General features: G+C 38.5%; 17 protein-coding genes. 9 read left to right on the top strand and 8 right to left on the bottom strand.

Features of this window, described 5'->3' with window-relative positions; translation table 11 throughout:
* Positions 1-223 precede the first annotated feature (223 nt).
* Positions 224-1,117: a helix-turn-helix domain-containing protein gene (locus ACFVS1_RS19390; protein ID WP_241589661.1), complete on the bottom strand. Its 894-nt coding sequence runs from the start codon at positions 1,115-1,117 to the stop codon at positions 224-226.
* Positions 1,118-1,663: 546 nt separating this feature from the next.
* Here ACFVS1_RS19390 and ACFVS1_RS19385 point away from each other — a divergent pair.
* Complete coding sequence (locus tag ACFVS1_RS19385; protein WP_101223795.1) at positions 1,664-1,981, top strand: hypothetical protein; 318 nt, start codon at positions 1,664-1,666, stop codon at positions 1,979-1,981.
* A gap of 28 nt (positions 1,982-2,009) precedes the next feature.
* Here ACFVS1_RS19385 and ACFVS1_RS19380 read toward each other — a convergent pair whose 3' ends face one another.
* Positions 2,010-2,564 (bottom strand): hypothetical protein, encoded by a 555-nt coding sequence (locus ACFVS1_RS19380; protein ID WP_387549826.1) that lies wholly within the window; start codon positions 2,562-2,564, stop codon positions 2,010-2,012.
* Between the two features lie 50 nt (positions 2,565-2,614).
* Between ACFVS1_RS19380 and ACFVS1_RS19375 the strand changes: the two genes are divergently transcribed.
* From ACFVS1_RS19375 to ACFVS1_RS19365, 3 genes are all read left to right on the top strand, one after another.
* On the top strand, positions 2,615-4,051 hold the full coding sequence (locus ACFVS1_RS19375; RefSeq protein ID WP_387549824.1) for a hypothetical protein: 1,437 nt from the start codon (positions 2,615-2,617) through the stop codon (positions 4,049-4,051).
* A gap of 372 nt (positions 4,052-4,423) precedes the next feature.
* Entirely contained in the window at positions 4,424-6,430 is a 2,007-nt protein-coding gene (locus ACFVS1_RS19370) for a penicillin-binding transpeptidase domain-containing protein (RefSeq protein WP_352924013.1), read from the top strand.
* Between the two features lie 261 nt (positions 6,431-6,691).
* Entirely contained in the window at positions 6,692-8,761 is a 2,070-nt protein-coding gene (locus ACFVS1_RS19365; protein WP_387549821.1) for a SpoIID/LytB domain-containing protein, read from the top strand.
* 121 nt (positions 8,762-8,882) lie between these two features.
* On the opposite strand, the gene ACFVS1_RS19360 is transcribed toward ACFVS1_RS19365, so the two are convergent.
* Both ACFVS1_RS19360 and ACFVS1_RS19355 read right to left on the bottom strand, forming a co-directional pair.
* On the bottom strand, positions 8,883-9,209 hold the full coding sequence (locus ACFVS1_RS19360; protein WP_387549819.1) for a hypothetical protein: 327 nt from the start codon (positions 9,207-9,209) through the stop codon (positions 8,883-8,885).
* A 128-nt stretch (positions 9,210-9,337) separates the two neighbouring features.
* Positions 9,338-10,753: an alkaline phosphatase gene (locus ACFVS1_RS19355; protein WP_387549817.1), complete on the bottom strand. Its 1,416-nt coding sequence runs from the start codon at positions 10,751-10,753 to the stop codon at positions 9,338-9,340.
* 257 nt (positions 10,754-11,010) lie between these two features.
* Here ACFVS1_RS19355 and secA point away from each other — a divergent pair, with 257 nt between their 5' ends.
* The 4 genes from secA to ACFVS1_RS19335 all read left to right on the top strand — a co-directional run bounded on the left by secA (position 11,011) and on the right by ACFVS1_RS19335 (position 15,854).
* Positions 11,011-13,389, top strand: coding sequence for a preprotein translocase subunit SecA (gene secA, locus ACFVS1_RS19350; RefSeq protein ID WP_387549815.1), 2,379 nt, complete (start codon positions 11,011-11,013; stop codon positions 13,387-13,389).
* Entirely contained in the window at positions 13,386-13,835 is a 450-nt protein-coding gene (locus tag ACFVS1_RS19345) for an SLAP domain-containing protein (protein WP_387549814.1), read from the top strand. Before secA ends, ACFVS1_RS19345 begins: the two co-directional genes overlap by 4 nt.
* Positions 13,820-13,993, top strand: a complete 174-nt coding sequence (locus ACFVS1_RS19340) for a hypothetical protein (protein ID WP_352924003.1) — start codon at positions 13,820-13,822, stop codon at positions 13,991-13,993. Before ACFVS1_RS19345 ends, ACFVS1_RS19340 begins: the two co-directional genes overlap by 16 nt.
* Positions 13,994-14,069: 76 nt before the next feature.
* Complete coding sequence (locus ACFVS1_RS19335; RefSeq protein ID WP_387549812.1) at positions 14,070-15,854, top strand: LTA synthase family protein; 1,785 nt, start codon at positions 14,070-14,072, stop codon at positions 15,852-15,854.
* 21 nt (positions 15,855-15,875) lie between these two features.
* Here ACFVS1_RS19335 and ACFVS1_RS19330 read toward each other — a convergent pair whose 3' ends face one another.
* From ACFVS1_RS19330 to tagD, 4 genes are all read right to left on the bottom strand, one after another.
* A complete protein-coding gene (locus tag ACFVS1_RS19330; protein WP_387549810.1) occupies positions 15,876-16,802 on the bottom strand; it encodes an LCP family glycopolymer transferase in 927 nt (308 codons plus the stop codon).
* A 287-nt stretch (positions 16,803-17,089) separates the two neighbouring features.
* Positions 17,090-18,130, bottom strand: a complete 1,041-nt coding sequence (locus tag ACFVS1_RS19325) for a C40 family peptidase (RefSeq protein WP_352923997.1) — start codon at positions 18,128-18,130, stop codon at positions 17,090-17,092.
* 278 nt (positions 18,131-18,408) lie between these two features.
* On the bottom strand, positions 18,409-19,572 hold the full coding sequence (locus tag ACFVS1_RS19320) for a CDP-glycerol glycerophosphotransferase family protein (RefSeq protein ID WP_387549808.1): 1,164 nt from the start codon (positions 19,570-19,572) through the stop codon (positions 18,409-18,411).
* On the bottom strand, positions 19,565-19,963 hold the full coding sequence (gene tagD, locus ACFVS1_RS19315; protein ID WP_352923994.1) for a glycerol-3-phosphate cytidylyltransferase: 399 nt from the start codon (positions 19,961-19,963) through the stop codon (positions 19,565-19,567). Before tagD ends, ACFVS1_RS19320 begins: the two co-directional genes overlap by 8 nt.
* Positions 19,964-20,867: 904 nt before the next feature.
* On the opposite strand from tagD, the gene ACFVS1_RS19310 reads away from it, so the two are divergent.
* Positions 20,868-24,197, top strand: a complete 3,330-nt coding sequence (locus tag ACFVS1_RS19310; RefSeq protein ID WP_387549806.1) for a CDP-glycerol glycerophosphotransferase family protein — start codon at positions 20,868-20,870, stop codon at positions 24,195-24,197.
* Positions 24,198-24,222: the final 25 nt, after the last annotated feature.

The raw sequence follows: 24,222 nt of genomic DNA, 5'->3' as shown, positions 1-24,222 counted from the left end.
TGGAATTTAAAATGTAGATTAGAGGTTTTGGAAATGATGAGTGTGTGAAATTATAATACTCTTGGTGAATGGCTCTGTTTGTAGACAAAAGGGGTTCTATATATAAATTAATACAAAGTAGATTGGAACCATGTGCGAGAATCCTTCGGGGAAAGCGAGTGTCTGGATCGAGTTTGTCTATAATTTGGAGCCATTCCCGGGGAAATGGCTCCAAATTATAGATTTAGTTTATTTTCATTTCATTCTTCCAACTGTCCAGCTTTTTGTTGATGAATGTAACAAAGGTATGGTTTTTTTGTAATTTGAATAGAAACGCAGATTTTTCCAAGTACTCTTTTGCCTCTTCAAAGTTACCTACGAGTTCAAAATTGTAGCCTAAATGGTAATGTAAATCCGCTAAAGCATATAATTGATCATATTCGAGGCACCACTTTATGGCATCTTGGCAGCAGGCAATGGACTCTTCATATCGGCCAAGACGTGTTAGCACTCTGCCAAAATTATAGGATAGGCGTGTTTTTAGCGTTTTATCCGTCAAGAAGGGCAGGGCTTTCAAGTGATCTAAAGCTTTCCTTAACAAGGCAAATGCATTTTCGTATTGTTCTTCAGCAACATACATTACACCAAGGCTGCTTAAGATTTCAAGCTCCCGTTCCGAATAAATTTTATCGGTCGTATGAGTAATGGAGATGGCCTTATTGATGAATTCTATGGCTTTATCTAAATCTTTATTTTTTTCATATTCGTATATTCCCTTGTGCCAAAGGATCAATTGATGATTCTTTTTATTTTGAAGAAAGAGGGGACTGTTTTCCTCAGCCTTTACAATTTGCTGCATTTCCTCATAATTTCGGGTTCTTCTGGCTATTTTTAATTGATAAATCACTTCTTCCACATAATCCAGCCTAGGGGTCATTCCAATATCAAAAAAATAGTTTACATCAACGCCTAAACGTTGGGAAATTAAGTAGAGAGTGGATGCATATGGATAGACATCGCCCTTTTCAATCTTACTGATCTGTGCTTGTGTACAAATACCGGTTGCCAACTCTTCCTGGGAAAGCCCGATTTGTTTACGTAGCTCTTTGATCTTTTGTCCAACTGCAAAAAAATCCATTTTGATTCTCCTTAAAATATGCCTAGAGTTATATTTTGTTATGAAAAATCGGTGAAAGCGGTATGTACAGGTCCTGAACGGTTTAAATAGATTCTTTAGTCGAAATATATGATTTTAAGAATTGTGGTTAAATATAACTATAGAATTATTTTCTATTTTAACCAATATTTTTTTAAAAGAAAAGGAGGAATGACCTATGAAAAAAAGTACTAAAGCATTAGTCGTATCTTTTCTTATCATCGCTGCTTTTGTTATTGTCCCAAGCGAATTACCAGGCCTTTACGCAGAACTTCCAGGTTTATATAAATAAGTAATTGAAGCTTCCTATCAATCATTCAAGCATCTTCAATTGAAGATGTTTTTTTTATTATTATTAAATGATTATTCTTTTGCGCATATTCCTGTAGTTATAATTATCTATGAATGGGGAGTGTAAGGTCCATTTGGTAGGTGTTGAAGAAGCGTGAGCGTAGTTTGTAACGCCTATTTCGTTTTAATGGTTTTGTTATAGTGTATATAACAAAACGGAGAGAGGTGTAAAGGTTAATGATTGATATTAATATGAAAGTTCAACCCTCTTTTTACGATGATGAATGTGCCATTGTGTTTTCTTTTTATTTTGATAAGGCAACCAGGAAAATTGGTGAAGCTGTGGTGTACACATGCAAAAAATCAGATGATAAAGAATCCAGCCAAGATCATATAGATACAGATGTACAAGAAAAAATTGCTTATCTTAAAGAGTTTTCTATTGTAGATGAATATCAGGCGACCTCGATGAAGAAGATTCAACATTTTTTGAATGTAATCGGTATCAAGAAATGTGTGAAGCACAACCTTCAAGGAAATGAAATCGCATTTTAAATGATAAAAACTCATGACATCCCACATGTCATGAGTTTTTGCCATTTAAAGGACTGTTTTGAGCATCCATTTTCTTTTTGATGAAATCGCTCATTTGTTTCCGCTTACTTGGTTTAGCGTTATTTGTTCTTTCAAAAAATTTAAAGTGTTGTTTATTGATATCAGATTTCATGATGTCTCTCCTTTGCTTTTTTTTATATACCCATTTTTTTCTTAGTTCAAACGTGATTTTAATGATAAAGGGATGAACAAAAGATCTTGCGATTATTCCTGTAGTTATATTTTCTTCTGTGAATCCCTGCATATAAGAATTTATTAGCTGATAATAAGAGGTAAAGCCCAAATATGAAGGAATTTCGTGTTTTATCATACTTAAAATAAATGTTAAAATGGTCCGAATATCGGATTTTTCATTAGAAACATCAGTTTCTAGTACCCTAAAGTGAAGAGGGTTGAAGAACTCTTTTCGATGGCCCCCATGCACATGCTTGGGGGATCTTTTTTTATTTGGATAATTTGTCCACTTTTTTTCTATAATATGTATCGTTTTGTTTGTATATACATGGGTAAATATAAGAAACAAGATGAATTAAACCTGTTTTCATCGTCAGTTTAATCGGAGGAATATATTTGATGGATGTGAAAGTAAAGAATGATCCCACTAAGCGAACTTTCCAGCAGTACATTTTTCCATTTACGCTTGAAGGAAATAAGATTGAAAAGTTTGTGGAAAAGTTATTTGAGGACAATTTCGTATTTTTGAACTTGAAAGATATGGAACAACAAGATCAATTTTACGGTGGCCATAAAGTTTCGCACCGTAAACTGGAAAAGTATTTCATGCCTTACATCGAGCCGATTTTATTTCCGAGTAATGCCAAACAGAAAGAAGGCTTGCGGCGTTTCACGAAAAAACTGGATATTGATTGTACCTTCGAATCACCCTATCTAAATACCCCATTTATTATTAACTCTATCGATATCTTCATATGCCCATTTCATATTGGCATGATGAATCTTCGTGTTACTTTACCTGAAGGGCTTTCACATGATGATGTGCTCTATTTTAGCGATACATTCCGAATTCTTGAACCGATCGCTGATGATGAGGAAAAAACGAAAGTCGGCTGTCGGGAAAATCAGTATGAACAAGTGAAGGATTTCATCTTCAATGAACTATTGCCGCCAATTGAGGAATATATCGATGAAGAACAGGCGGACCCGACCTATTTTGGCAGTTTGCCCTTCTTCATCGATGAAAAAATGTACGTGATCAGTTATACGGCATTCCCGGAGGATCGTGATATATCTAAAAATGACTTATTCCGGATCAGTGAACTGAACGGGTATGACAATGATGGTGAGCCGTATATAGGTGCATTAAATCCTGATTATATAGAAAAGTATTATCAAGATAGAGTATATGACAGGTGGGGAAAGGAAACCTATTATGTAACTAGCATGTATCATTTCGCGTGTGTCACGAAAGCGACAGGTAAACTTGAACGGGAACTGGCTAGTGAAATGTATGGCCAGCATTTTTATACAGTGTTGATTTTCTTCTATTATAAAATCGTACTGCTCAAACTGGCTCATGAACATTCCCGGATAGATGTGGAAAAAGATCAATCGGATACGGAACAGCTGATTTTCATGATCACTGAGTTTTCTGCAAAATACTTATTCACTGAAGTCAATAGTACGGCAATCGGTAAAGAGCTCTTCAAAAAAACGGATGAAACCTTCAGGATTACCCCTCTCTACAAAGAAGTGAAGGAAACACTTTCCTACCTTTATCAAAATCAGGATAAACTGTCTGGGAAAAGCAGTAATTATCTTTTGCAAATACTAACGATTTATACGGTTATTTCCGGGATATTCGGAATGAATTTATATATTGAAGATTGGAAAGGGAAATTACCCTGGAAAGCTTATATGAATTACACCTTATACGAATGGGTAGCTGTCATTGTGACGACAAGCGGCCTTATCATTTCAGGCATTCTGGGCTTTTTCTTCTTGAAAAAATGGCTCCAAGAGAAAAAAAGCCGAAAAAAAAGAATGCTTTAGAATCCTGAACATTATGTACTGGACTTAGACTTTAGGCAAACTCGATGAATATTGGGTTTGCCTGCGTTTTATAAGAGTCTGTACTCCTGGCACTCGCTTTCCGCCTGCGGCTCTCCTTGGATGAAACCCTCTTTAGATTGTTAGCAGACAGTCGGCGGAAAGGAAGCTGATCAACTGGATCCTTTTTGCAAACTTGCCCTTCTTCTAATTTTTCCAAAACAAAAGTCCTGTACACTATGTACAGGACTTTTGTTTTAGAAAAAACATGGTTAATTAGAAAAATGAAGAAATTTGGCATGCAAAATCCCCCATTCCCCTAATATTTTGCTAAACTATAGGTATATCATTCTAACTATTCATTAGGAGGAAATCATGAAGAAACTAGCTTTAGTTTCCAGCTTATTGTTGTTGAGCGTATTGTTTCTGGCCGGATGCTCGGATGAGCCAAGTCCGGAAGATCGCTTTGCGGCATACACGAAGCTTTGGAATAAACAGGATTTTGCGAAAATGTACGAGTATCTGTCGCCTGAGACAAAGAAGAAAATCAGTGCGGATGAATTTGCGAACCGTTATGAAAAAATCTATACGGGCATAGAAGCCGACCAATTAAATGTAGACTATAAACAGCCAAAAGAAGAGAAAGACCATAAAGATGGAGAAAAGGTAAGCCTTTCATATACCGTAGATATGTCCACTATGGCGGGTGCTGTCAGCTCTGATCATAAAGCGACACTTGTCAAGGAAGGGGAAGGCGAGGAAGAAAATTGGTACATCAAGTGGGATGAAAGCTACATTTTCCCTCAATTGAAAGCTGGCGAGAAGGTATCGGTTGAATCGTATCCAGCCATTCGCGGGGAAATTGTCGATCGAAATGAACGCGGCCTTGCCATGAATGGTACGGTTGCAGAAGTGGGAATCGTGCCAGAGAAAATGGCCAACGAAACCGAAACGGTTAAAAAGGTCGCTGGAATCCTCAATATGTCCACCGACGAAGTGAATCAGAAATTAAAACAATCATGGGTAAAGCCAGGCTATTTCGTGCCCATCAAGAAAATGTCAAATGTTAATACTGCAGCCTTGGAAAAGCTATTGAGCATTCCTGGGGTATCTGTCAATAATACGGAAGAGCGCATATATCCATATAAAGAGGCTACTGCCCATCTAATTGGATATGTCGGTGAGGCATCGGCCGAGGATTTGGAGAAATTGAAAGGAAAAGGATATACCGCAAGTGATGTTATTGGCAAGCGCGGTCTTGAGGAAGTGTTGGAAGAGCGACTGAAAGGCAAACCCGGCGGTAAAATCTTTATTAAAACTGAAGATGGCGAAGAAAAAGTGATTGCTGAAAAGCCTGCTGAAGAGGGAGAAACAATTACATTGACCATCGACGCCGAGCTTCAAAAGGATATCTTCAAACAATATAAGAACGAAGCCGGATCGGCATCGGCCATTGATCCGAAGACAGGCGAAACGCTTGCACTTGTTTCAAGTCCGTCATTTGATCCTAATAAATATATTTTCGGAATAACGAAAGCGGAACAAAAAGCGCTTGAAGAAGACCCGAAAAAACCACTTCTGAACCGCTTCAGTTCGACCTTTGCACCTGGTTCGACCATTAAGGCCATCACTGCGGCAATCGCTTTGAAAAATGGTGTGGATCCGAAAGAGTCGATTAATATTCAAGGGAAAACATGGGCCAAGCCGACATGGAAAGATCATTCCATTACAAGGGTTTCGGACCCTGGTGTTCCAATCGATATGGAAAAGGCATTAATTTATTCAGATAATATTTACTTTGCCCAAAAAGCTCTGGGGCTTGGTAAGGAAAAATTTACAAGAGGACTCAAGGCATTCGGATTTGATGAGTCTTTGAATTACGATTATCCGATCAAAGCATCGAGCATCGGTAAGATCGACAGTGAGGGACGTTTGGCGGATGCCGGATATGGTCAAGCGCAGGTTCAAATGAGCACGCTCCATCTCGCCATGACCTATTCAGCCTTCTTGAATGAAGGAAACATCCTGGCACCTTCGTTAATAACAGGAGATAAAATAGAAAAGAAAATATGGAAAGAAAATGCGATATCAGCAGACCAAGCAAATCAGGTCACCAAGATGCTGACACAAGTAGTGGAACATCCTAAGGGAAGCGGACATGGAATAGATGATCTTGGCATCAATATCGCTGCCAAAACGGGAACTGCTGAAATCAAGGCATCCAAAAATGCGGACGGAACAGAAAATGGCTGGTTCGTTGCCATGGACACAGAAGAACCGGAACTTCTCATGGCATGGATGATGGAAGATGTAAAAGGCAGGGGCGGCAGCCATGTCGTTGTCGATCAAATGAAACCAGTGTTGAAGAAGTATTTGAAGTAAAGAAAAAAGTCACCCATCAGCAAGCATTTACCATTGAAAAGCAGGACATGGTTTCTTCCATGTCCTGCTTTTATATTGGGTGTGGATTCCATTCTGTTACGACAATAAAGCTGGATTTGAAGGATAATGAGTCGTACATACAGAATGTAAAAAGAGAGTTCAGTAACCTCATATAAACAGTTTTCTCATGCCAATAGATTGAACAGGATTCATTCAAAAGTCTTTGAAAGATAAATAGAAAAGGAATGAGGATGAAGGGGAATGAGAAGTTTAAAGTATTTGTTTATCGCTTTCTTTATCACTTTTTTTGCATTTCCTTCTCATGAAACAACGGCAGCCGAGGAGAATACAGCGATGGAAGTGAAACTGAAGAATTATTTGGGGAATAGAATCAGTGTCAAAATAACGGCAACCGGGGACTACCGTAATTCAGGGGGAGAGATATTCATCAAGGCTGATGAAAGTCTGACTTTGAAGGCGGAGTCGGCTAAACTTGCCGTTTACAAAGGTTCTAAGAAAACGGGGGCTTATGCTTCCTTTAAGGTAATGCCGGTTAAACCTGATTCTTCATTGTCCATAAACGGCCGTCCGTATCAAGGTTCATTTACATTTACAGTGGAGGACGGTCACATCCGGCCAATCAATACTGTATACATTGAAGATTATCTAAAGGGAGTTGTCCCGTGGGAGATGCCCGCACTATGGCATGCCGAAGCCTTAAAAGCACAGGCGATTGCCGCCCGGACGTATGCACTTCGCCATCAATCGACAATCATTGATGATACGGTTTCTTACCAAGTATATGGCGGGGCTGCCGGTCACCATCGAACGGATTCAGCCATTGAACAGACAAAGGGCATGGTAATCAAACATGATGGCGAAATAATCGAAGCGTTCTTTTCATCAAGCAATGGAGGAATGACCGAATCGAATTCGAATGTATGGTCAAGAGGCAACCCTCTTGCGTATTTAGCTATAAAAAAAGATTTCTATGATTCGAATATCAATTGGGCGATAACGCTGGACAAGCAGCAAATCGACCTGTCAAAAATGGATTTATCTAAACCTGAAGAATGGTGGACAAGTGTAGAGGAAAAAGATAAAACGGTTGTGCCGAAGCTGAAGGCTTGGCTGAAGAATAATGGATATGCGAAGAAAGATATTAAAATAACGGAGATTCCCTTGTTAAATTTTACAGATGAAAAAACGGGAGGCCGTGTTACGAAAGGCTCCATCCAAATGAATTTCTATGTAAGGGATCTTGTTGATGACAGGGGAAAGCTTTTGCAGCAAACGGTTAAGCTTACCAATGTAGCGGCTTCCAAAATCAGGGGCATGGTGGGGCAAGAGGTGATGAAAAGCTATTTGGTTGACCATTCATCTTCCGGTCCCTCCAAAATTGCAATCGAAGGATCAGGATATGGGCATGGGGTCGGACTAAGTCAGTTTGGAGCGAAAAACAGAGCGGAAGCAGGACACTCATATCAAGATATTTTGGGTTTTTATTATCCTGACACAACTATAGAAAAGGAATATGGACCAGGCGCTGGATCTAAAACGGATATTGTTGTAAAGGCGGAACCGAATTCAGTAAACATGAAAGCGAAGACGGATCATTTAAATGATGAGGTTGGAATCACATACTCCCTAAAAGAAGATGCTGTGGTGACTCTCACGATTAATGATAGTAAAGGGAATGCCTTAGCTACCCCAGTCCGTGATCAAACATTGAAAAAGGGTACCCATTCAGCAATCTGGAACACAAAAGCGGTAAGTAACGGGACATATGAAGCAGAATTATCAGCAATTGGCCGAGGCGGGAATGAAGGTTTGGAAACAGTGCCGATAAAAATCAGTAGAGATACATCGGCACCGAAAATCACCGATGTCAACACATCGGGTGATTATAGTACCGAGAAAGCGTACATAACGTACACTATTAATGAAAATGCTGATGTAACAGTGGAAATCAAGAACAGTAAAGGTAAGGTTGTGGGCATCCTTTCTGAAAGGCAGTTCAATAAAGGCAGTCAATCGGCAACCTGGGATTTCAAAAATATGTCCAACGGGATATTTACGGTAAAAATCTCCGCTAAGGATGAGAGTGACAATCGGGAAACCATTTCAACGAAAATCTCGATTAAGAAGACGACGGGAATAGTGACAGTAAACGAATTATCTATTAAAGAAAGCAGAAATGCATCTTCTGAAACGATCGGTAATCTATACAAAGACCAAGCCGTTACGATACTGGCTCAACAAGATGAATGGTATAAAGTGAAAAAGGGAAGCAAATTTGGATATGTATTAAAAAAACACATAAAAAAATGAAGAAGTAGGACGTCACGTATGACGTCTTTTTTTGATCTAATAAAGAGTAAATGCACCACACTTAAAAGAAAACAGCACGAAATAACAAGTAAATCGCAAACTCACGAGTAAAAGCCCTAAATTAACGAGTAAAAGGCGCAAACTCACGAGTAAAGGTCCTAAACTCACGAGTAAAAGCCCTAAACTCACGAGTAAAAGGCGAAAACTCACGAGTAAAGGCCTCAAACTCACGAGTAAAAGCACTAAACTCACGAGTAAAGGCTTCAAATTCACGAGTAAAGTACGAATTCACGAGTAAAAGCCCTAAATTCACGAGTAAAAGGCGCAAACTCACGAGTAAAGGCGCAAACTCACGAGTAAAAGCCAGAAATTCACGAGTAAAAGCGCTAAATTCACGAGTAAAAGTCCCAACCTCACGAGTAAATCGCAAATCAACGCGCAGATGCACCAAACCTCACGAGTAAAGGCTTCAAAACTTCAAAGAAATGCCCCAAAACTTGAGTAAACGTAGCTTAAAAGAAAGGAATACCGAAAAACGGTTAATGAGAAAGAAACGTAAAAGAGGGAGTAATGATTTTATTCCTCTTTTGTTTTATGCTGCCCGGGTGTGAACGGAACACGGGCGGCATTTGTGATGATTTTCGAAATATCCGTATTTTCAATGACTCCATCAAAGGCTTCACTGCCTGGGCCTGAAGCGAAAACGGGAATCATATTGGCAGTGTGCCCTCCTGTGGAACTGGCCGCCCGAATGCTTCGATCAGCTACACCCGCCTTATAATGCTTGGCGATGGTGCTTCCGATTTCCCAATCAATTTGGTGCTGTGGATAGACAAGCGTTTTATTTTTTCTTACGTTATCGATGAATTGAGCGACTTCCTGTTCAGTAAGGGATATATTTGCATAATTCTTGAATGTGGCAACGACACTTTCTGGATCGATTTCATTATTTTTATCGAATGTGAGTTGTTTTGACATATATTCAGATGAAACTCTGATTTTTTTCAAAGCAGGGATATCCATTGTTTCAGAAGCGGAAGTCCCCATTGTTTCGTGGTCTGCAAGGACAATAATCAAGGTATCATTCCGGTTTTTTGCCCAATTGACAACCTCTTTCACGGTTTGGTCAAATTCTATCGTTTCTTTCCATATTCCAGTGATATCGGCTGCATGCTCCATATGGTCAATACGCGCACCTTCGGCCATCAAGAAAAATCCCTTGTCACCCCGTGATAAAATATCCAACGCTTTGGAAGTCATTTCGGGTAGAGATGGCTCTTGGGAATGTAATACTTCTTTATCCAGTTTAAAATTCATATAGGTCGGGTGAAATAATCCTAAAAGTTTTTCCGGTTTATTTATGGAACTAAGTTCTTCTTTAGTCGTCGTAATCCCATAGCCAGCTTGTTTAAACTTACCGATTAAATCCTCGCCATTCTGCTTATCAGCCTCGAAATAGCTGGCACCTCCGCCGAGGATGACGTCGATCCGGTTATCAAAGAGCTGCCTCGCGATATTTGCGCCGCCTGTCCAGCGGTTAGGAACACTTGCACCAAATGCAGCGGGTGTGGCATCGACTACCATATTGGTTGAGATGATCCCTACTTTTTTTCCATTGTTCTGAAAGGCATCCAATACACTATCGACCTCGGAACCAGTGGCGTCGACTCCAATCGATTCATTGTTCGTTTTTATACCAGTGGCAATCGCGGATCCTCCTGCTGCCGAGTCAGTGACGTAATTATTGGCGGAATACGTGCGCATCAGGGCAACATGCTCCAATTTTTCCAAATGCAGTACACCTGTCTTTCCATATTCCAATTGCCGGGCAATTTCTATCGCCCCTAACCCCATGCCGTCGCCAATCAGCAATATGACATTCTTGGGGGTGTTTTTTGTTGCTGCTTGAATAGGGGAGTTCATCCAAATAAAACAAATTATAAGAACGAATAATCCAAAGCGATGCGGTTTATGTCTGGATGTCTTATTCATCTGTAATCCTCCATTGGGTGAAAGTCTTCCTATTATTTGTTTAAATCGATAAAAAAACCCCTCCCTGATATTCAGGGTGGAGCTAATCTTTTTAGCACTGTTAGCGGCACCCAGTCGGGTTTTGCGTGATTTACCTTTCAAAAAAAGAAAGAATTTCTATATAATTACAAATATAAAGGTGATAATTTATAAAAAGTAGATACTTAACTGGTATAATTTCACTAAAGTTCAATTGAAATAATAGGAGAGAAAACCCTATGCTATCCAGTATGAAAAAGTTCTTCAAAGAAGGTTCTAAAGACTTGAAGAGAATTTATAAGTTGGTAGAAGAAGTGAATCGGCTAGAGGGTGAATATGAACGTTATTCAGATTTGGAATTAAGCGGAATGAAGGATAGATTTAAAAGCGTATTGGATGCTGGTGTTAATATATTGGACATACAAGCTGAAGCTTTTGCGGTCGTGAGGGAGGCTTCCAAGCGAGTATTGAATCTTAGGCACCATGATGTTCAGATTGCAGGAGGTTTTGTCCTGAGTGAAGGGGGCATTGCACAAATGAATACGGGCGAGGGGAAGACGCTTGTCTCCACTTTGCCTAGTTATTTACATGCACTGTACGGTAATGGTGTGCATATTATTACAGCTAATGAATATTTGGCCAGACGTGATAAAGAGTTGATGGGACAAATTCTAGAATATCTAGGATTGTCGGTTGGTTTGAACATTTCCCAAATGGGGCCTTCTGCAAAACGTGATGCGTATGCGGCAGATATCACGTATGGGACGGCAACAGAGTTCGGTTTTGATTATTTGCGTGATAATATGGTCTACCGAAGAGAAGACAAGGTTCAAAGAGGACACCGATTTGCCATTGTCGATGAGATTGACAGCATCTTGATTGATGAAGCGAGGACACCATTAATCATTGCGGGAAGGGCAAGCGACGGAACCGAGCTCCACCAGATCACGGCACAAATCATGAAGTCATTTGTAGAAAATGAGGATTACGAGATTTACATCGATTCAAAGTCCGTCTTTTTCACGGATCAGGGCGCTTCCAAGATTGAAGCGGCCTTTGGTATCGACAATCTGTATGGAATGGAGCATCAAGAGCTATTACATAATGTTACACAGGCGCTAAAAGCCCACGCAATCATGAAATTGGATGTCGATTACATTGTCATCGATAGCAAGATTGCAATCATCGATAAATTCACAGGCAGGGTGATGGAGGGGCGAAGTTTCAGTGAGGGGCTACATCAAGCGATTGAGGCAAAAGAGGGCTTGGAGATTTCCGAAGAGAATGAAACACAGGCCATGATTACCGTCCAAAATTATTTTCGGTTATATCATTCAATGTCTGGGATGACAGGCAGTGCCATGCCATCAAAGTCTGAATTCTGGGAAATATATCAGCTCCCCGTCATTGAAATTCCAACGAATGAGCCCATCATTCGGGTTGATGAGGTTGATTTGATTTATAAAGAGGAAACAAGCAAAATCAACAAAATCGTCAAGGATGTAAAACGGATTCATGATGGAGGCAGACCCATATTGATCGGAACGACCTCCATTGAGCAATCTGAAAAAATTTCGGTTCAACTAGAGAAGGGGAAAATTAAACATCAAATCCTAAATGCGAAGACGGAAGAGGATGAAGCGGAAATCATCGCGAATGCCGGGCAAAAAAATCAAGTGATGCTGGCTACGAACATGGCTGGGAGAGGAACGGATATAATACTTGGTGATGATGTCAAGGAATTGGGCGGCCTTCATATTATCGGTACGGAGCTGCACGAGAGCCGTCGGATCGATATGCAGCTAAGAGGACGTTCCGGCCGGCAGGGTGATCCTGGTTCAACACAATTCATCATTTCTTTGGAAGATGATTTGTTTGATTACTATGATGAAGAAGAAATCGGACGTTATATCAAGAAAATCAAAACGGATGAAAATGGATTGGTGCTGAGCCCTGCACCCGATAAATTCGTTAAAATGGTTCAGGAAACGGTAGAGCATATGCATCAATCAAGCCGTTACCATTTATTGAAGTTAGAGCATGCATTAAATGAGCAGCGTAAAATCATCTATGCAATGAGAAATCGGATTCTTGATATGGAGCCTGGACGGATGTCGGCCATTTTACTTGAATATATTGAAAAATACATTACTCGGCTCACAGTGAAATATTCCCCTGAACATATGATGGAACCTAATTCCTCTGCCTTTATTGAAGAGCTTTCCCCTGTTTTCCAGTCGTTGGGCTGGCTGGTAAGTGATTTGCAGGATTTAGAAGGCCAAATCGAAGGAAAAGCGTTGGAAGCTTTAGGTGAATTGAAATCGAGACTGGTGAACTTTCAGAACGATGCAGAATGGGGAAACCAGTTACGCGCTTTCATGCTCCAGCATATCGATACAAATTGGATGAACCACCTGGATCAAATGAACAGTGTGAAGGAAGGCGTTGGTTTAAGCGGATATGGTCAGCAGGACCCATATACGTTGTATGAAAAAGCAGCTCTCAGTCAATTCAACCTTCTATTAAGTAAAATTGAGTCGGAGATAAGCATCGGCTTTATGGAATATATGAAAAGCATTCAGGAAGATGAAGCGGCTTTGGAGGGTGAGGAACGATGAGTTTATTTGAAAAAAGGGATAATACACAAAGGTTATCAGATCAGGATGTCACCGTTCATACTGCCCTGATGTTTCACAAGGGATGGAAAGTTTCCAAGCAAGAGGAATATGTATATAAATTCCGCCATCAAAGGCTTCCTGCATTAAAACCGAACCAAATTTCATTATCCGGCATCAAGCTGACTAGGGTGGAAGATGGTGTAATGATAGAGGCTTTTTTACGAAGTTCAATAGAGAAAGCTGTCAGTTTTAATATCGTGGATTTACTGATAGTTGATGGAAAGGGAAAATTCCTCGCAAAAAAGGCATTCGACCTTTCGGAGCTTGGTGAGCTTCCAGCACTTTCAAGCATGCCATGGCGTTTCTTATTCGAGGAAGGGGATATGTTGGCTGACTCGATTCCTGATGAAGGTTGGAAGATTGCTTTTGAATGGAAGAGAAAGTAGGAAAACACCCTGTGAGTCTAGCTGCAACCGGCAGCTATTTTATAAAGCAAAGCCCTCATCCTTTTAGTGATGAAGGCTTTTTGTTTATAAAGGAAGTCATTAGTGCCAAATATTTATGCCGTTTTCTGTGTGCAATTTCTCATAAATGGCAACGCTAAGTAATATTTATAAGTAATCTTCCGTAATCAGGCTTAACTAAGGCTTGGAAATAATGAAGAGGAAAGTGGCAGGAGCATGGAGAATAACCGTAATCAACGATTGAAGGAGAGGCTATTTGAGTTAGTGTCATTCTCAATCGTGGCCATACTTTTCATTTATACGAATGATAGGATGGGGAACGATCTTTCTATTGGGATCATTACGATAATCATCGGTGTTGCCGGTATTATTGTTTATCTGAAAGAATGGATATCGAATCGAATCGTGAAAGGCATCATTTTTTCAGTTTTCCTTCTTTCGATCATGGTCTTTTTCCTTGGCGACATCTGGTTTTACCGTTATTATTCGACACCTATAACATCCTATATGTGGATGCAAAAAAGCAACCTGAATGGGCTTGGTGAAAGTATATTCAGTATGATGGAAATGATGGATGCAATCTTTCTTCTGGTAGGCATTCCAATTGCTGAGTCATTTGTGAAGAAAAAATACCCCCTCAAGCATATGGCGCTTGTACCGGTCGTAATATTCCTGATGATAGCAGGATTGAAGCCGGTCAAGAACATCTTTATCGACAAAGTGGATATAACCAGGCGTTATGAGGCGAATACCTTCTTGCGAAACTGGGGACCAATCGGTCATCACGCATTGGATACGTATGCCTATTTTACTGACTCAGGAAGGCATGGAATGTCTTTGCAGGAAATGAAGGCCGTTTCTGATTACTTCTATAAAAAGAAAAGAAAGGAAAATGAGCATTCAGGCTCCTTGGAAGGGAAGAATCTCATTATCATCCAAGTGGAATCTTTACAGGCGTTCCCGCTCTTTCAAAGCAGTGCCGGGCAGGAGGTCACTCCATTCATGAATGAACTGGCGAAAGGGGGATTGTACTTCCCCCACGTTTATCCACAGACGGTATTTGGGAATTCATCTGACGGAGAGCTTATCGTGAATACTGGATTATTTCCTTTAAAGCAGGGTGCGACCTTTTTTCGATTCCCATATAATGATTTTCCGGGTCTTGCTAAAGAATTTAAAAAGTCGGGTTATCAAAGTTTTGCTTTCCACGGAGATGAAGAAGACTTTTGGAATAGGCAGCATGCATATCCCTCGCTAGGGTTTGATGACTATCTTTCCATAGAGGATATGTCGCAAGATGAGATGATCTCGATGGGATTGGGAGATCGCAGTTTCTTCAATCAAAGCTATGATTTCTTAAAAGATAAACAAAATCCTTATTACGCTTTTTTCGTTACATTGACCAGCCATGTACCTTTTTCGCTACCAAAGGAACAGATAACATTGATGCCTGAAGTCGGAAAAGAGAACAGTTACCTGACTAAATATTTTGAAGCCATTCATTATACAGATTCAGCCATCAAGGATTTCGTAAAGAGGTTAAAGGATGACGGGAAATTGAAAGACAGCGTGATTGTCATTTACGGAGATCATGATGGGCTATTTTTAAAAGATAAACACGAGGTAGAAGCGTATTACGGTAGTAAAATCAGCAATGAAGAGTGGATTGAAAAATATATGCCCATTCCCGTGATCATTTATCAGGAGGATATGGAGGGGAGAACGATTGATAAGGTAGCGGGCCAAATTGATATTTTACCAACTCTATATGATCTGTTCAATATTAAGAGTTCTTCATACTTTGGAGAGAGCATGCTGAATGGTGAAGATGGTGATGCTTTGATATTAAAAGGGGATTATGGTTCTCAAATGAAAATAAATAGGGAAGGCAAGGTCGAAGAATTTTCACCAGAAGACCAAAAGGAGATTGATCTGAGTGATCAAGTGATACGCTCAGATTATTTTAAACAAATGAAGGAAGAGAAAAAAGAGGATGACTGATAAAAGCCATCCTCTTTTTTCTTATAATCCCAAATGCGTTTTCACACGATTTTGGGCTTCAAGCTTTGTATCTTCCGGAACGATGTTGTACCAAACGCCATCTACCCGTTGATTGTCACCTTCAAGTGTGTATTGTTCAATATTTTTGAGGGATGATTTATAGTTATTTTGGATGCTCAACATTTCATTGAAACTTAAATTGGTTTCCACGTTTTTACCTAGAGCTTCGAATATATCGTCATAATTGGTAAGTGTCGATAGGCTTGACCCTTTTTTCATGACAGCTTGGATAACCTGGCGTTGCCGCATTTGCCGTCCATAATCCCCGCGGGGATCTTCCTTACGGATTCGGGAATAAATCAAGGCCTCTTTACCATTTAAGTCTATTGTGCCTTTATTGAAAGTATAGCCTTTATAGGCAAGGTCCATATCATTATCGACTGTGACGCCACCAACAGCATTCACAATGTCCTGAAAGCCTTCCATATTCATTTTGACGTAATAATCAATCGGAATATCCAAATAGGCTTCTACTGTATTTATCGACATGGAAACTCCGCCATATGCATAGGCATGATTCATTTTATCATTTATCCCTTTACCGATGATCTCTGTACGCGTATCCCTCGGTAAACTCAATAACTCAATCGATTCTTTTTTAGGATTAACCGTCATGACAATCATCGTATCTGATCGGCCTGAGTCATTTTTTCTTTCATCCACACCAAGAATCAGCAATGAAAACGGATCTTTGCTTTTGAACTTGATGTCCTCTACCCGTTTATCCGTTTTATGGGCTGTACCTTGCATAGTGCTAATCGCACCAGCTAATGATTGATAAACTGAAGCGCCGTAAACACCTGCGCCAATGAAAAGGATAAGAAGGGTGAAGCCGATTATTTTAAACGTTTTGCGTTTCTTTTTCTTTTTTTTATGTTCGGATCTCATTTAATATTCCTCCCTTAACCATCCCACAAAATGGAAGGTGTGAAAAAGTACCTAGTCGGTATTTTTAACTATACCTTTTTTTTGTCAAAAATAGAATAGTTTCTTTTTGTACTTAGAGTGCATATTTACCTTTTTTCATCCAAAAAAACGAAGGATTCCAGAAAAACCGAATTCCTTCGTTCGTTCATCATTAGAATATTTCGTTAATAGTATAACATTTGAAGAGAAGCTATGATTCTTTTACATGAAATTGCCAGACTTTTTAGAGAAAGTCTGGCAAGTAAATTTCATAGACTTCTATAACCGATGATTTTACTCTTGAAATAAGAGTTTGAAGTAGTGGTGATTGTTACTCCCTTGCTTGATGAGGCATGAATGAATTCCCCGCCGCCCAGGTAGATTCCCATATGGCTTACAACTGATTTATTGGAACCCGTTGCAAAGAAGATGAGATCGCCGCTTTTCGGTGAAGTAACCCTTTTACCCATATCATAATATGTGGAAGATGAAAGCCTCGGTACGTCATACCCAGCCTTCTTGAATGTATAGTAAATGAATCCACTGCAATCGAAACCTGATGGGGAGGAACCTGCCCACGAATATGGTGTACCAATTAATTTTTTTGCTTCGGAAACGAGCTTGGCCACTTTGTTCCCGGAACTTGGGGTTTCCACTTTTCCTTCATCGTTTTTATCCGCTGGGGCAGTGCTTGCCGATTTACTTAGTTTTAGCTTTTGACCCACTCTGATTAAATCGGACGTTAAAGAGTTGATCGATTTAAGCTGAGCTACAGTCATGTTGGTTTTTCTTGAAATCTTGGAAAGAGTGTCACCTTTTACCACAATGTATGTAGACGAATTGACTGGGGTCTGTGTAACATTGGATGGTTTAGAGCTGCTGGGTAAATCAATGGTAGTGGTAGTGGTTGATTTAGATACGATAAGTTTGTTACCTGCATAAATTCTATCGGATTTTAAGTTATTCAGTTTCATCAATTCAGCAAGTGTAAGGTTATGCTTGTTTGCTATCCTGGTTAGGGTGTCACCTGAAACAATGGTATATGTGGTTTTCTTTGTTTTTTTCACGGAAACTGAAGAAGCATTTGATGTTGTTTTGGAGTCGGGTGTAATTAATTTTTGATTGATTCTCAAAAAGTCTGATTTTAAGTTATTAAGCTGTTTTAAGTCTTTTACAGTCGTATTATGCTTCTGGGCGATTTTACTTAAGTTATCACCGCTTTTGACTGTATATGTACCGGCAAGGGCAGGAGAAGCAAAAGTCGAAGATAAAATGGCTAATGTCGAAAATGCGACAACACTTTTTTTCACAATTTTCCACCTCTAAATATGTCTTTTTCCCTATTCTAACAAAATAATCAGGTTTAAACATATTACATTTTTGTTACAAGGGGAAAATAGTAGTATTTTACTGGTTTATATTGGAGGGATTTGAGTGATGTAATCTACAATATTTTCTATATTGTGAGTCTTTTTTCACATTAAGGAGTATCGCGTTTTATTTGTCATTATTTGCAAAAAACCTTTTTTAGGATGTTCATTACCGTCGGGAAAAACGAACACCCACTTCGTTTTACGAAGTGGGTGTTTTATTTAAAAAGGAAATCGACTAAATTCCTGCTTGAATTTCCTGTGGAGTATTCATTCCATTTTTGATTAAAGGATGCGATCTTCAGTAATGAATGATCGTCGGCATGGATCTCCTTTAAGAGCTCTTCTGTGGTAGATACCACGGGTCCGGGCATGGAAGAGGAGTAATCCTCCCAGAAACCCCGTTCCTGCACATACTTTTCTAAGTCATATGCAAAGAATATCATGGGTCTATCCAAGAAAGAGAATTCAAATGGTATCGATGAGTAATCGGTTATTAAAAGATCCGTACTGATAAGCAGTTGATTAACGTGAAATTCACTATTGACAGGGTAAATGAATCCCGGGAATTTATCTTGTAAATCATGCTTTGGGTTTACTGCTGGATGCAGTTTTAGCAATAACGCATAATTTTCGCCCTGAAGTTCCTTGTAGAGCAATTCCAAATCAAGTGCTATCTCTCCGCCGTTTAAGCCGTCATTACGGAATGTAGGGGCATACAGGATGATTTTCTTATGCTCAAGTTCTGGATACTTGTCCAGCAAAGCATTACGGGCATTTCTTTTTGATTCATCATTGAAAAAGAAGTCGGTCCGAGGTATCCCGGTCCTTAGGATATGGGATGCCGGCAGTTGAAAACTTTCTCGAAAAATCTCGGCCATTCTCTCTGAACCTGCCGTAACATAATCGAATTTGTTATAAACTTCTAAAAATCTTTTCCTTGCACCGGCTGAACGGTTTTGAATGGAAGGGTCTTTTGCCCCGAATTGCTTAACAGCACCGGCTGCATGCCACACTTGGACACATGTCACTTGCTTTTTGAATGCAATGGCTGAAAGAAAGCCAAAATAATTATCGACGATAATCCATTTTGATGTAGCCAGATGATAAACCGATCGGAACATGGCCAAGATATTTTTTGATTCAAACGGAAGGACGATGGTTTCCCCATCGTCCTTAACTTGTATGAAACTGCTCGATTTCATTAAAAATACTTTTTGAACGGATATGTCCTGCTTGTCCATTTCATTTGCGATATATTGGCAATTGTCCCCGAATGATGTGACAAAGGTCGTTTTGTCATATAAAGGGAAAAGTTTAAAGATGGAGAATAAAACTTTGAAACAAAAAAGATAAATCCCTATCGCGAATTCTTTAGCCATTAGTAACTTGTAAAAGGTCATCTTTAATTTGGGAAGTCGAAATGCCGATTGTTCTTGGAAGGTAGACCACTTCACAAACTTCGGATAATTCATCGAATTTGCCTTTCCAGTCATCACCCATTACAAAGATATCTACACCTTCACGAACGATGTCTTCCCTTTTTTGTTCCCAATTGTCTTCCGGTATAACTTCATCCACATAGCGGATTGATTCAAGGATCATTTTTCTGTTTTCAAAGCTATGATAAGCTTTTTTATCTTTTAAAGCATTGAATTCATCCGTGGAAATGGCAACGATCAGATAATCCCCTAAATCTTTAGCGCGTTTTAATAGATTGATATGACCCCAATGAAGCAAATCAAAGGTTCCGTAAGTGATTACTTTCTTCATTTTTATTCCTCCTTTAAAACTCTTAAACAGTTATTTAATTAAATTAATATATATTTGGTCTATTAGAATATGAAGTGGAACAATAAAAAAGGAAACTAGCATTTCAATTCTGCTTGTTGTTTTCCTATATTTTTTAGGCAATGGCATTCTCTAACTAATTATAACTTAATAGCTTTACAAATAAACCACAATTTTTTTACAAATAAACCACAATTTTTACATTGATGATTATTGTAAATATTATTTTTTAAGCTAAAATTAAATGTTGACTAATTTGTAGGGCATAATAAGGTGTCCATATGGATGTTTGGTTTATACTGAATGGTATTTAAAAATAATTTTTTTTACATTACTTGAAGTAAGCTGATGAACGATAGATAAGAAAAATTTCATTATTCTTGCTGCAATCAGAATAAGCCATTCACAATTTTACCACGTTTAGGAGAGAACAACTAGAGGAGCTTCATTTATCCCTGTTTTCTAATAATGAAGGTAAAGCGGCAGAATTGTATGGAAGGACAGATGATGGGCATGAATAGGCCATAAATCTTTCGCCTAACATTTTTTTAAGGATCCAATAATGAAGTGCAAGTATTTTTTTGAAAGCGTTAACTTTGAACTCAAGAAGACTTCTAGGCAATTAAGAGAATTGTTTTTGCTATTCCCTTTCCATTCTGGCAACATGGAAGAACGGCAGGGAATGTTTTTTAGTTTTAGTATGTTCATATTCGACAACGGACTAATCAATATTGTCTTTTTTGTTCATTAGAGGAATTGCAGGGTATATATGGACAGTACACCTGTCTGTTTAATGATATTGAGGAAAAACCCAAAAAAGTTTATGATTTTAAAGTACATTGAATGATTCGTTTCTATTTAAATAATTTGTAATAGGTGGTCTAAAATGATTAAAAAGCTTCTTGGAAAAGGGAAAGCAAAAAAAACTCCTAAAATTAAGCTGAAACAAGTTCTGACCATTGCGCAAGAGAAAGATACACTGTTGATAAAAGGGGAATTTTCAATAGAACATTATTGCGCAAAAGAACTATGGCTATTTTCTAGGGAGTACGAAGATCAAAAAATAAAAATAGCTGAATCGGTGAGTTCATCTAAATTTGAGTTTAAAGTAGATTTGAAAGATTTAATGCGGAAATTAGAAGGTGATGAACCGACTGTTTATGACTGTTATTTAAAGGTTTCCGTTCCAGTTGAAAAGCTGAGCGAAAAAACGATACTTAGTGTCGAGCATAAAGCTGAATATGTAGAAGTGAACGATCGGGTTAATATCGAATATCCAATTCGTCTAGGGCGTTTTCAGGAAACGCACATGAACAATTTGAGTACTTATAACTATGAAGATAAACAAAGTATATTATCTATAACAAATAAAGGGAATTTATCTCTTTACTTCAATAAAACGCCTAAAATTTCGATTAAGTCTCAAATAGAAAAAATCAAAAATAAATCGAATACCATGCAAATTAATGGTCAAATTTTCACCAAGCATTCAAGGATCATACAAGGCGAGGGTCTTGTTAAAGGAAGGCAAAGTGACAAAGAATATCAGGCAAATATCTCTTTTATTCACAATAAGGAAATGAATATCAAGAAATATGGACTGAATCGTTATATATATGATTTGAGGTTGGATTTAGAACAATTAGTCAGTACTGATTTGGAAGATGATGTATATGACATTTACATGAAATTGCATTTGCATGATCAAGAAGAGCCGAAAATGGTTCGCGTCGGAAGACCAACCACCAGAACTAAATTATTTACTAAAGAGACCGATGTCAGCTCGAATAATGGAGTTGCTATCGTCAATCCATACTATACCTTTAAAGCATCCAATTTATCATTGGAAGTGTTTAACTTCTCTACGGAAAGTTATCGATATTTAAAAAGGATGATGGGGTGGAGGCGGTTTTTGGCTTTATTTAAAAAGAAAAAGGATGTCTGGCTAATTGGAGAAAGAACGTATAAAGCCCAGGATACCGGGTATCACTTTTTTAAGTATATGAGGGAAAACCACCCAGAAAAAGAAGTATATTATGTAATTGAAGAAAATTCCGTGGAAGCCAAGAACGTCGAGCCCCTTGGAAATATACTTTATTTCAAGTCAAAGGATCATATTAAAAAGACGATGGAATCGACCCGAATCATTTCATCACATCATCCGGATTATTTATATCCGTTAAGAACATCTGAATTTAAAAATCGTGTTAAGGGAGTTAAGGTATTTCTTCAACATGGTGTTATGGGAACGAAGAATATGGTGGCAAACTACGGGAAAAATGCAGTCTCAGGCTTTAGTACGGATGTTTTTCTAGTAAGTTCAGACTTCGAAAAGGACATGATTGTAACAGATTTTGGATACAACGAAAAAGAAGTATTCACGACGGGACTTTCGAGGTTCGACTCGCTGTTCAAGGATGATGTTTTAACAAAGCGGCAATTATTAATCATTCCAACATGGAGAGATTGGATTACATCCGATGAAATATTTTTGGAAAGCGAGTATTTTGAAAGGTATCAGAAATTGGTGAATCACCCGGTTTTACATGAGTTATCTAAAAACAATGGGTTTGAAATCATTTTTTGCCTTCACCCTAATATGCAGAAATTCACCTCTTATTTTAAAGATGCCCCAGTCAGGGTGATCAGTCAGGGTGAAGTGGATGTCCAAAGATTAATAAAGGAAAGCGCGATTATGATCACGGACTATTCAAGTGTAGCTTTTGATTTTAGTTTTCTGCATAAACCGGTCATTTACTATCAATTTGATAGAGATCGTTTCATAGGGAAAAGACCGTCACATTTGGATTTGGATAATGATCTTCCGGGTGAAATCGTTGATGAATTGGATGAATTGTTAGGTGTATTAGCCGAATATGCCAACACTGATTTTGTCATGAAGAAAAAGTATATGGATAAGGCGAACCGTTTTATTAAATATCGCGATGTCCATTCTAATTCAAGGATATTCGAAGTGATTCAAAATGCAGAAAAGGATCAAAATTCACTAATTAAGTTATATAACCATCCGATAGCGAAACTCATTATGAATCGGTTCAGGAAAAGTGATAAGTATTTCCCTGTCATGAAAGAGGTTTATAAAATCATGTCCAAGGTTATCCCGGTTGACCGGAACCTTATTCTTTTTGAGAGTGGGATAGGAAAGCAATTCGCCGATAGCCCCAAGTATATTTATGAAGAACTCGTCAAAAGGGATAATAAATATAAAAAAGTTTGGGTGTATAATGGTAGTTTACCAATAAAAGGTAAGAATACAAAGCTGGTTAAACGCTTAAGTCCGGAATACTATTATTATTTAGCCAAAGCAGGTTATTGGATAAATAATCAAAACTTCCCTACCTATTTAAGCAAAAGGAAGGAAACGACATATATCCAGACTTGGCATGGTACCCCTTTGAAAAAAATGCTATTTGATATAGATAATATTCAAGGTAGAGACGATGGGTACTTGGATCGAGTGCATGGTGCAACGAGAACATGGGATTATTTAATATCACCAAGTCCATACGCATCCAAGGCCTTCAGAAGCGCTTTTAAGTATGAAGGGGAAATTTTAGAAACGGGATATCCAAGAAATGATTTGTTTTACAAGGAAGATGCTTCACTAATTTCCAAGTCGGTGATGGAAAAACTGAAAATACCTAAAGGGAAAAAAGTCATCTTATATGCTCCCACATTCCGGGATAATCAAACTTCGAAAAACAATAAATTCATTTTCGAACTGAAATTTGATTTGGAAAGAATGAAGAAAGAATTAGGGGATGAATATATCCTGTTGTTAAGGATGCATGTTGTTATAAGCAATAATCTCAGCATCCCGAGTGAATTTGAGGATTTCGTGATAAATGTATCCAATTATTCAGATATTCAAGAACTTTACCTGATTTCTGATATATTGATAACGGATTATTCTTCAGTAATGTTCGATTTTGCTAATACTGCTCGGCCGATTTTGTACTACACTTATGATTTGGAAGATTACCGAGATAACATCCGTGGTTTCTATATGGATTTTGAAAAGGAAGCACCTGGTCCATTTTTAAAAACAACTGAGGAGATTATCGAAACTATTACCAATATCGATAAAATAAACATGCAATATAAAGAAAGATATGGTTTATTTAGAGAGAAGTATTGTGGAATAGAGGATGGTAAAGCTACCCAGAGAATCGTGGATAAATTTTTTAATGATTGATTCCTAAAATAAAGGGTATTGTTGC

Origin of the sequence: Peribacillus sp. NPDC058075, from assembly GCF_042885195.1 — a bacterium.
Taxonomy (GTDB): domain Bacteria; phylum Bacillota; class Bacilli; order Bacillales; family DSM-1321; genus Peribacillus.
This window is presented reverse-complemented; position numbering and strand designations above follow the sequence as displayed.

Excerpts from the sequence above, each read along its gene's own strand:
- ACFVS1_RS19390 (WP_241589661.1), bottom strand. The coding sequence starts at position 1,117 with ATGGATTTTTTTGCAGTTGGACAAAAGATCAAAGAGCTACGTAAACAA.
- ACFVS1_RS19385 (WP_101223795.1), top strand. The coding sequence starts at position 1,664 with ATGATTGATATTAATATGAAAGTTCAACCCTCTTTTTACGATGATGAA.
- ACFVS1_RS19375 (WP_387549824.1), top strand. The coding sequence starts at position 2,615 with ATGGATGTGAAAGTAAAGAATGATCCCACTAAGCGAACTTTCCAGCAG.
- ACFVS1_RS19370 (WP_352924013.1), top strand. The coding sequence starts at position 4,424 with ATGAAGAAACTAGCTTTAGTTTCCAGCTTATTGTTGTTGAGCGTATTG.
- ACFVS1_RS19365 (WP_387549821.1), top strand. The coding sequence starts at position 6,692 with ATGAGAAGTTTAAAGTATTTGTTTATCGCTTTCTTTATCACTTTTTTT.
- ACFVS1_RS19355 (WP_387549817.1), bottom strand. The coding sequence starts at position 10,753 with ATGAATAAGACATCCAGACATAAACCGCATCGCTTTGGATTATTCGTT.
- secA (WP_387549815.1), top strand. The coding sequence starts at position 11,011 with ATGCTATCCAGTATGAAAAAGTTCTTCAAAGAAGGTTCTAAAGACTTG.
- ACFVS1_RS19345 (WP_387549814.1), top strand. The coding sequence starts at position 13,386 with ATGAGTTTATTTGAAAAAAGGGATAATACACAAAGGTTATCAGATCAG.
- ACFVS1_RS19340 (WP_352924003.1), top strand. The coding sequence starts at position 13,820 with ATGGAAGAGAAAGTAGGAAAACACCCTGTGAGTCTAGCTGCAACCGGC.
- ACFVS1_RS19335 (WP_387549812.1), top strand. The coding sequence starts at position 14,070 with ATGGAGAATAACCGTAATCAACGATTGAAGGAGAGGCTATTTGAGTTA.
- ACFVS1_RS19330 (WP_387549810.1), bottom strand. The coding sequence starts at position 16,802 with ATGAGATCCGAACATAAAAAAAAGAAAAAGAAACGCAAAACGTTTAAA.
- ACFVS1_RS19320 (WP_387549808.1), bottom strand. The coding sequence starts at position 19,572 with ATGGCTAAAGAATTCGCGATAGGGATTTATCTTTTTTGTTTCAAAGTT.
- tagD (WP_352923994.1), bottom strand. The coding sequence starts at position 19,963 with ATGAAGAAAGTAATCACTTACGGAACCTTTGATTTGCTTCATTGGGGT.
- ACFVS1_RS19310 (WP_387549806.1), top strand. The coding sequence starts at position 20,868 with ATGATTAAAAAGCTTCTTGGAAAAGGGAAAGCAAAAAAAACTCCTAAA.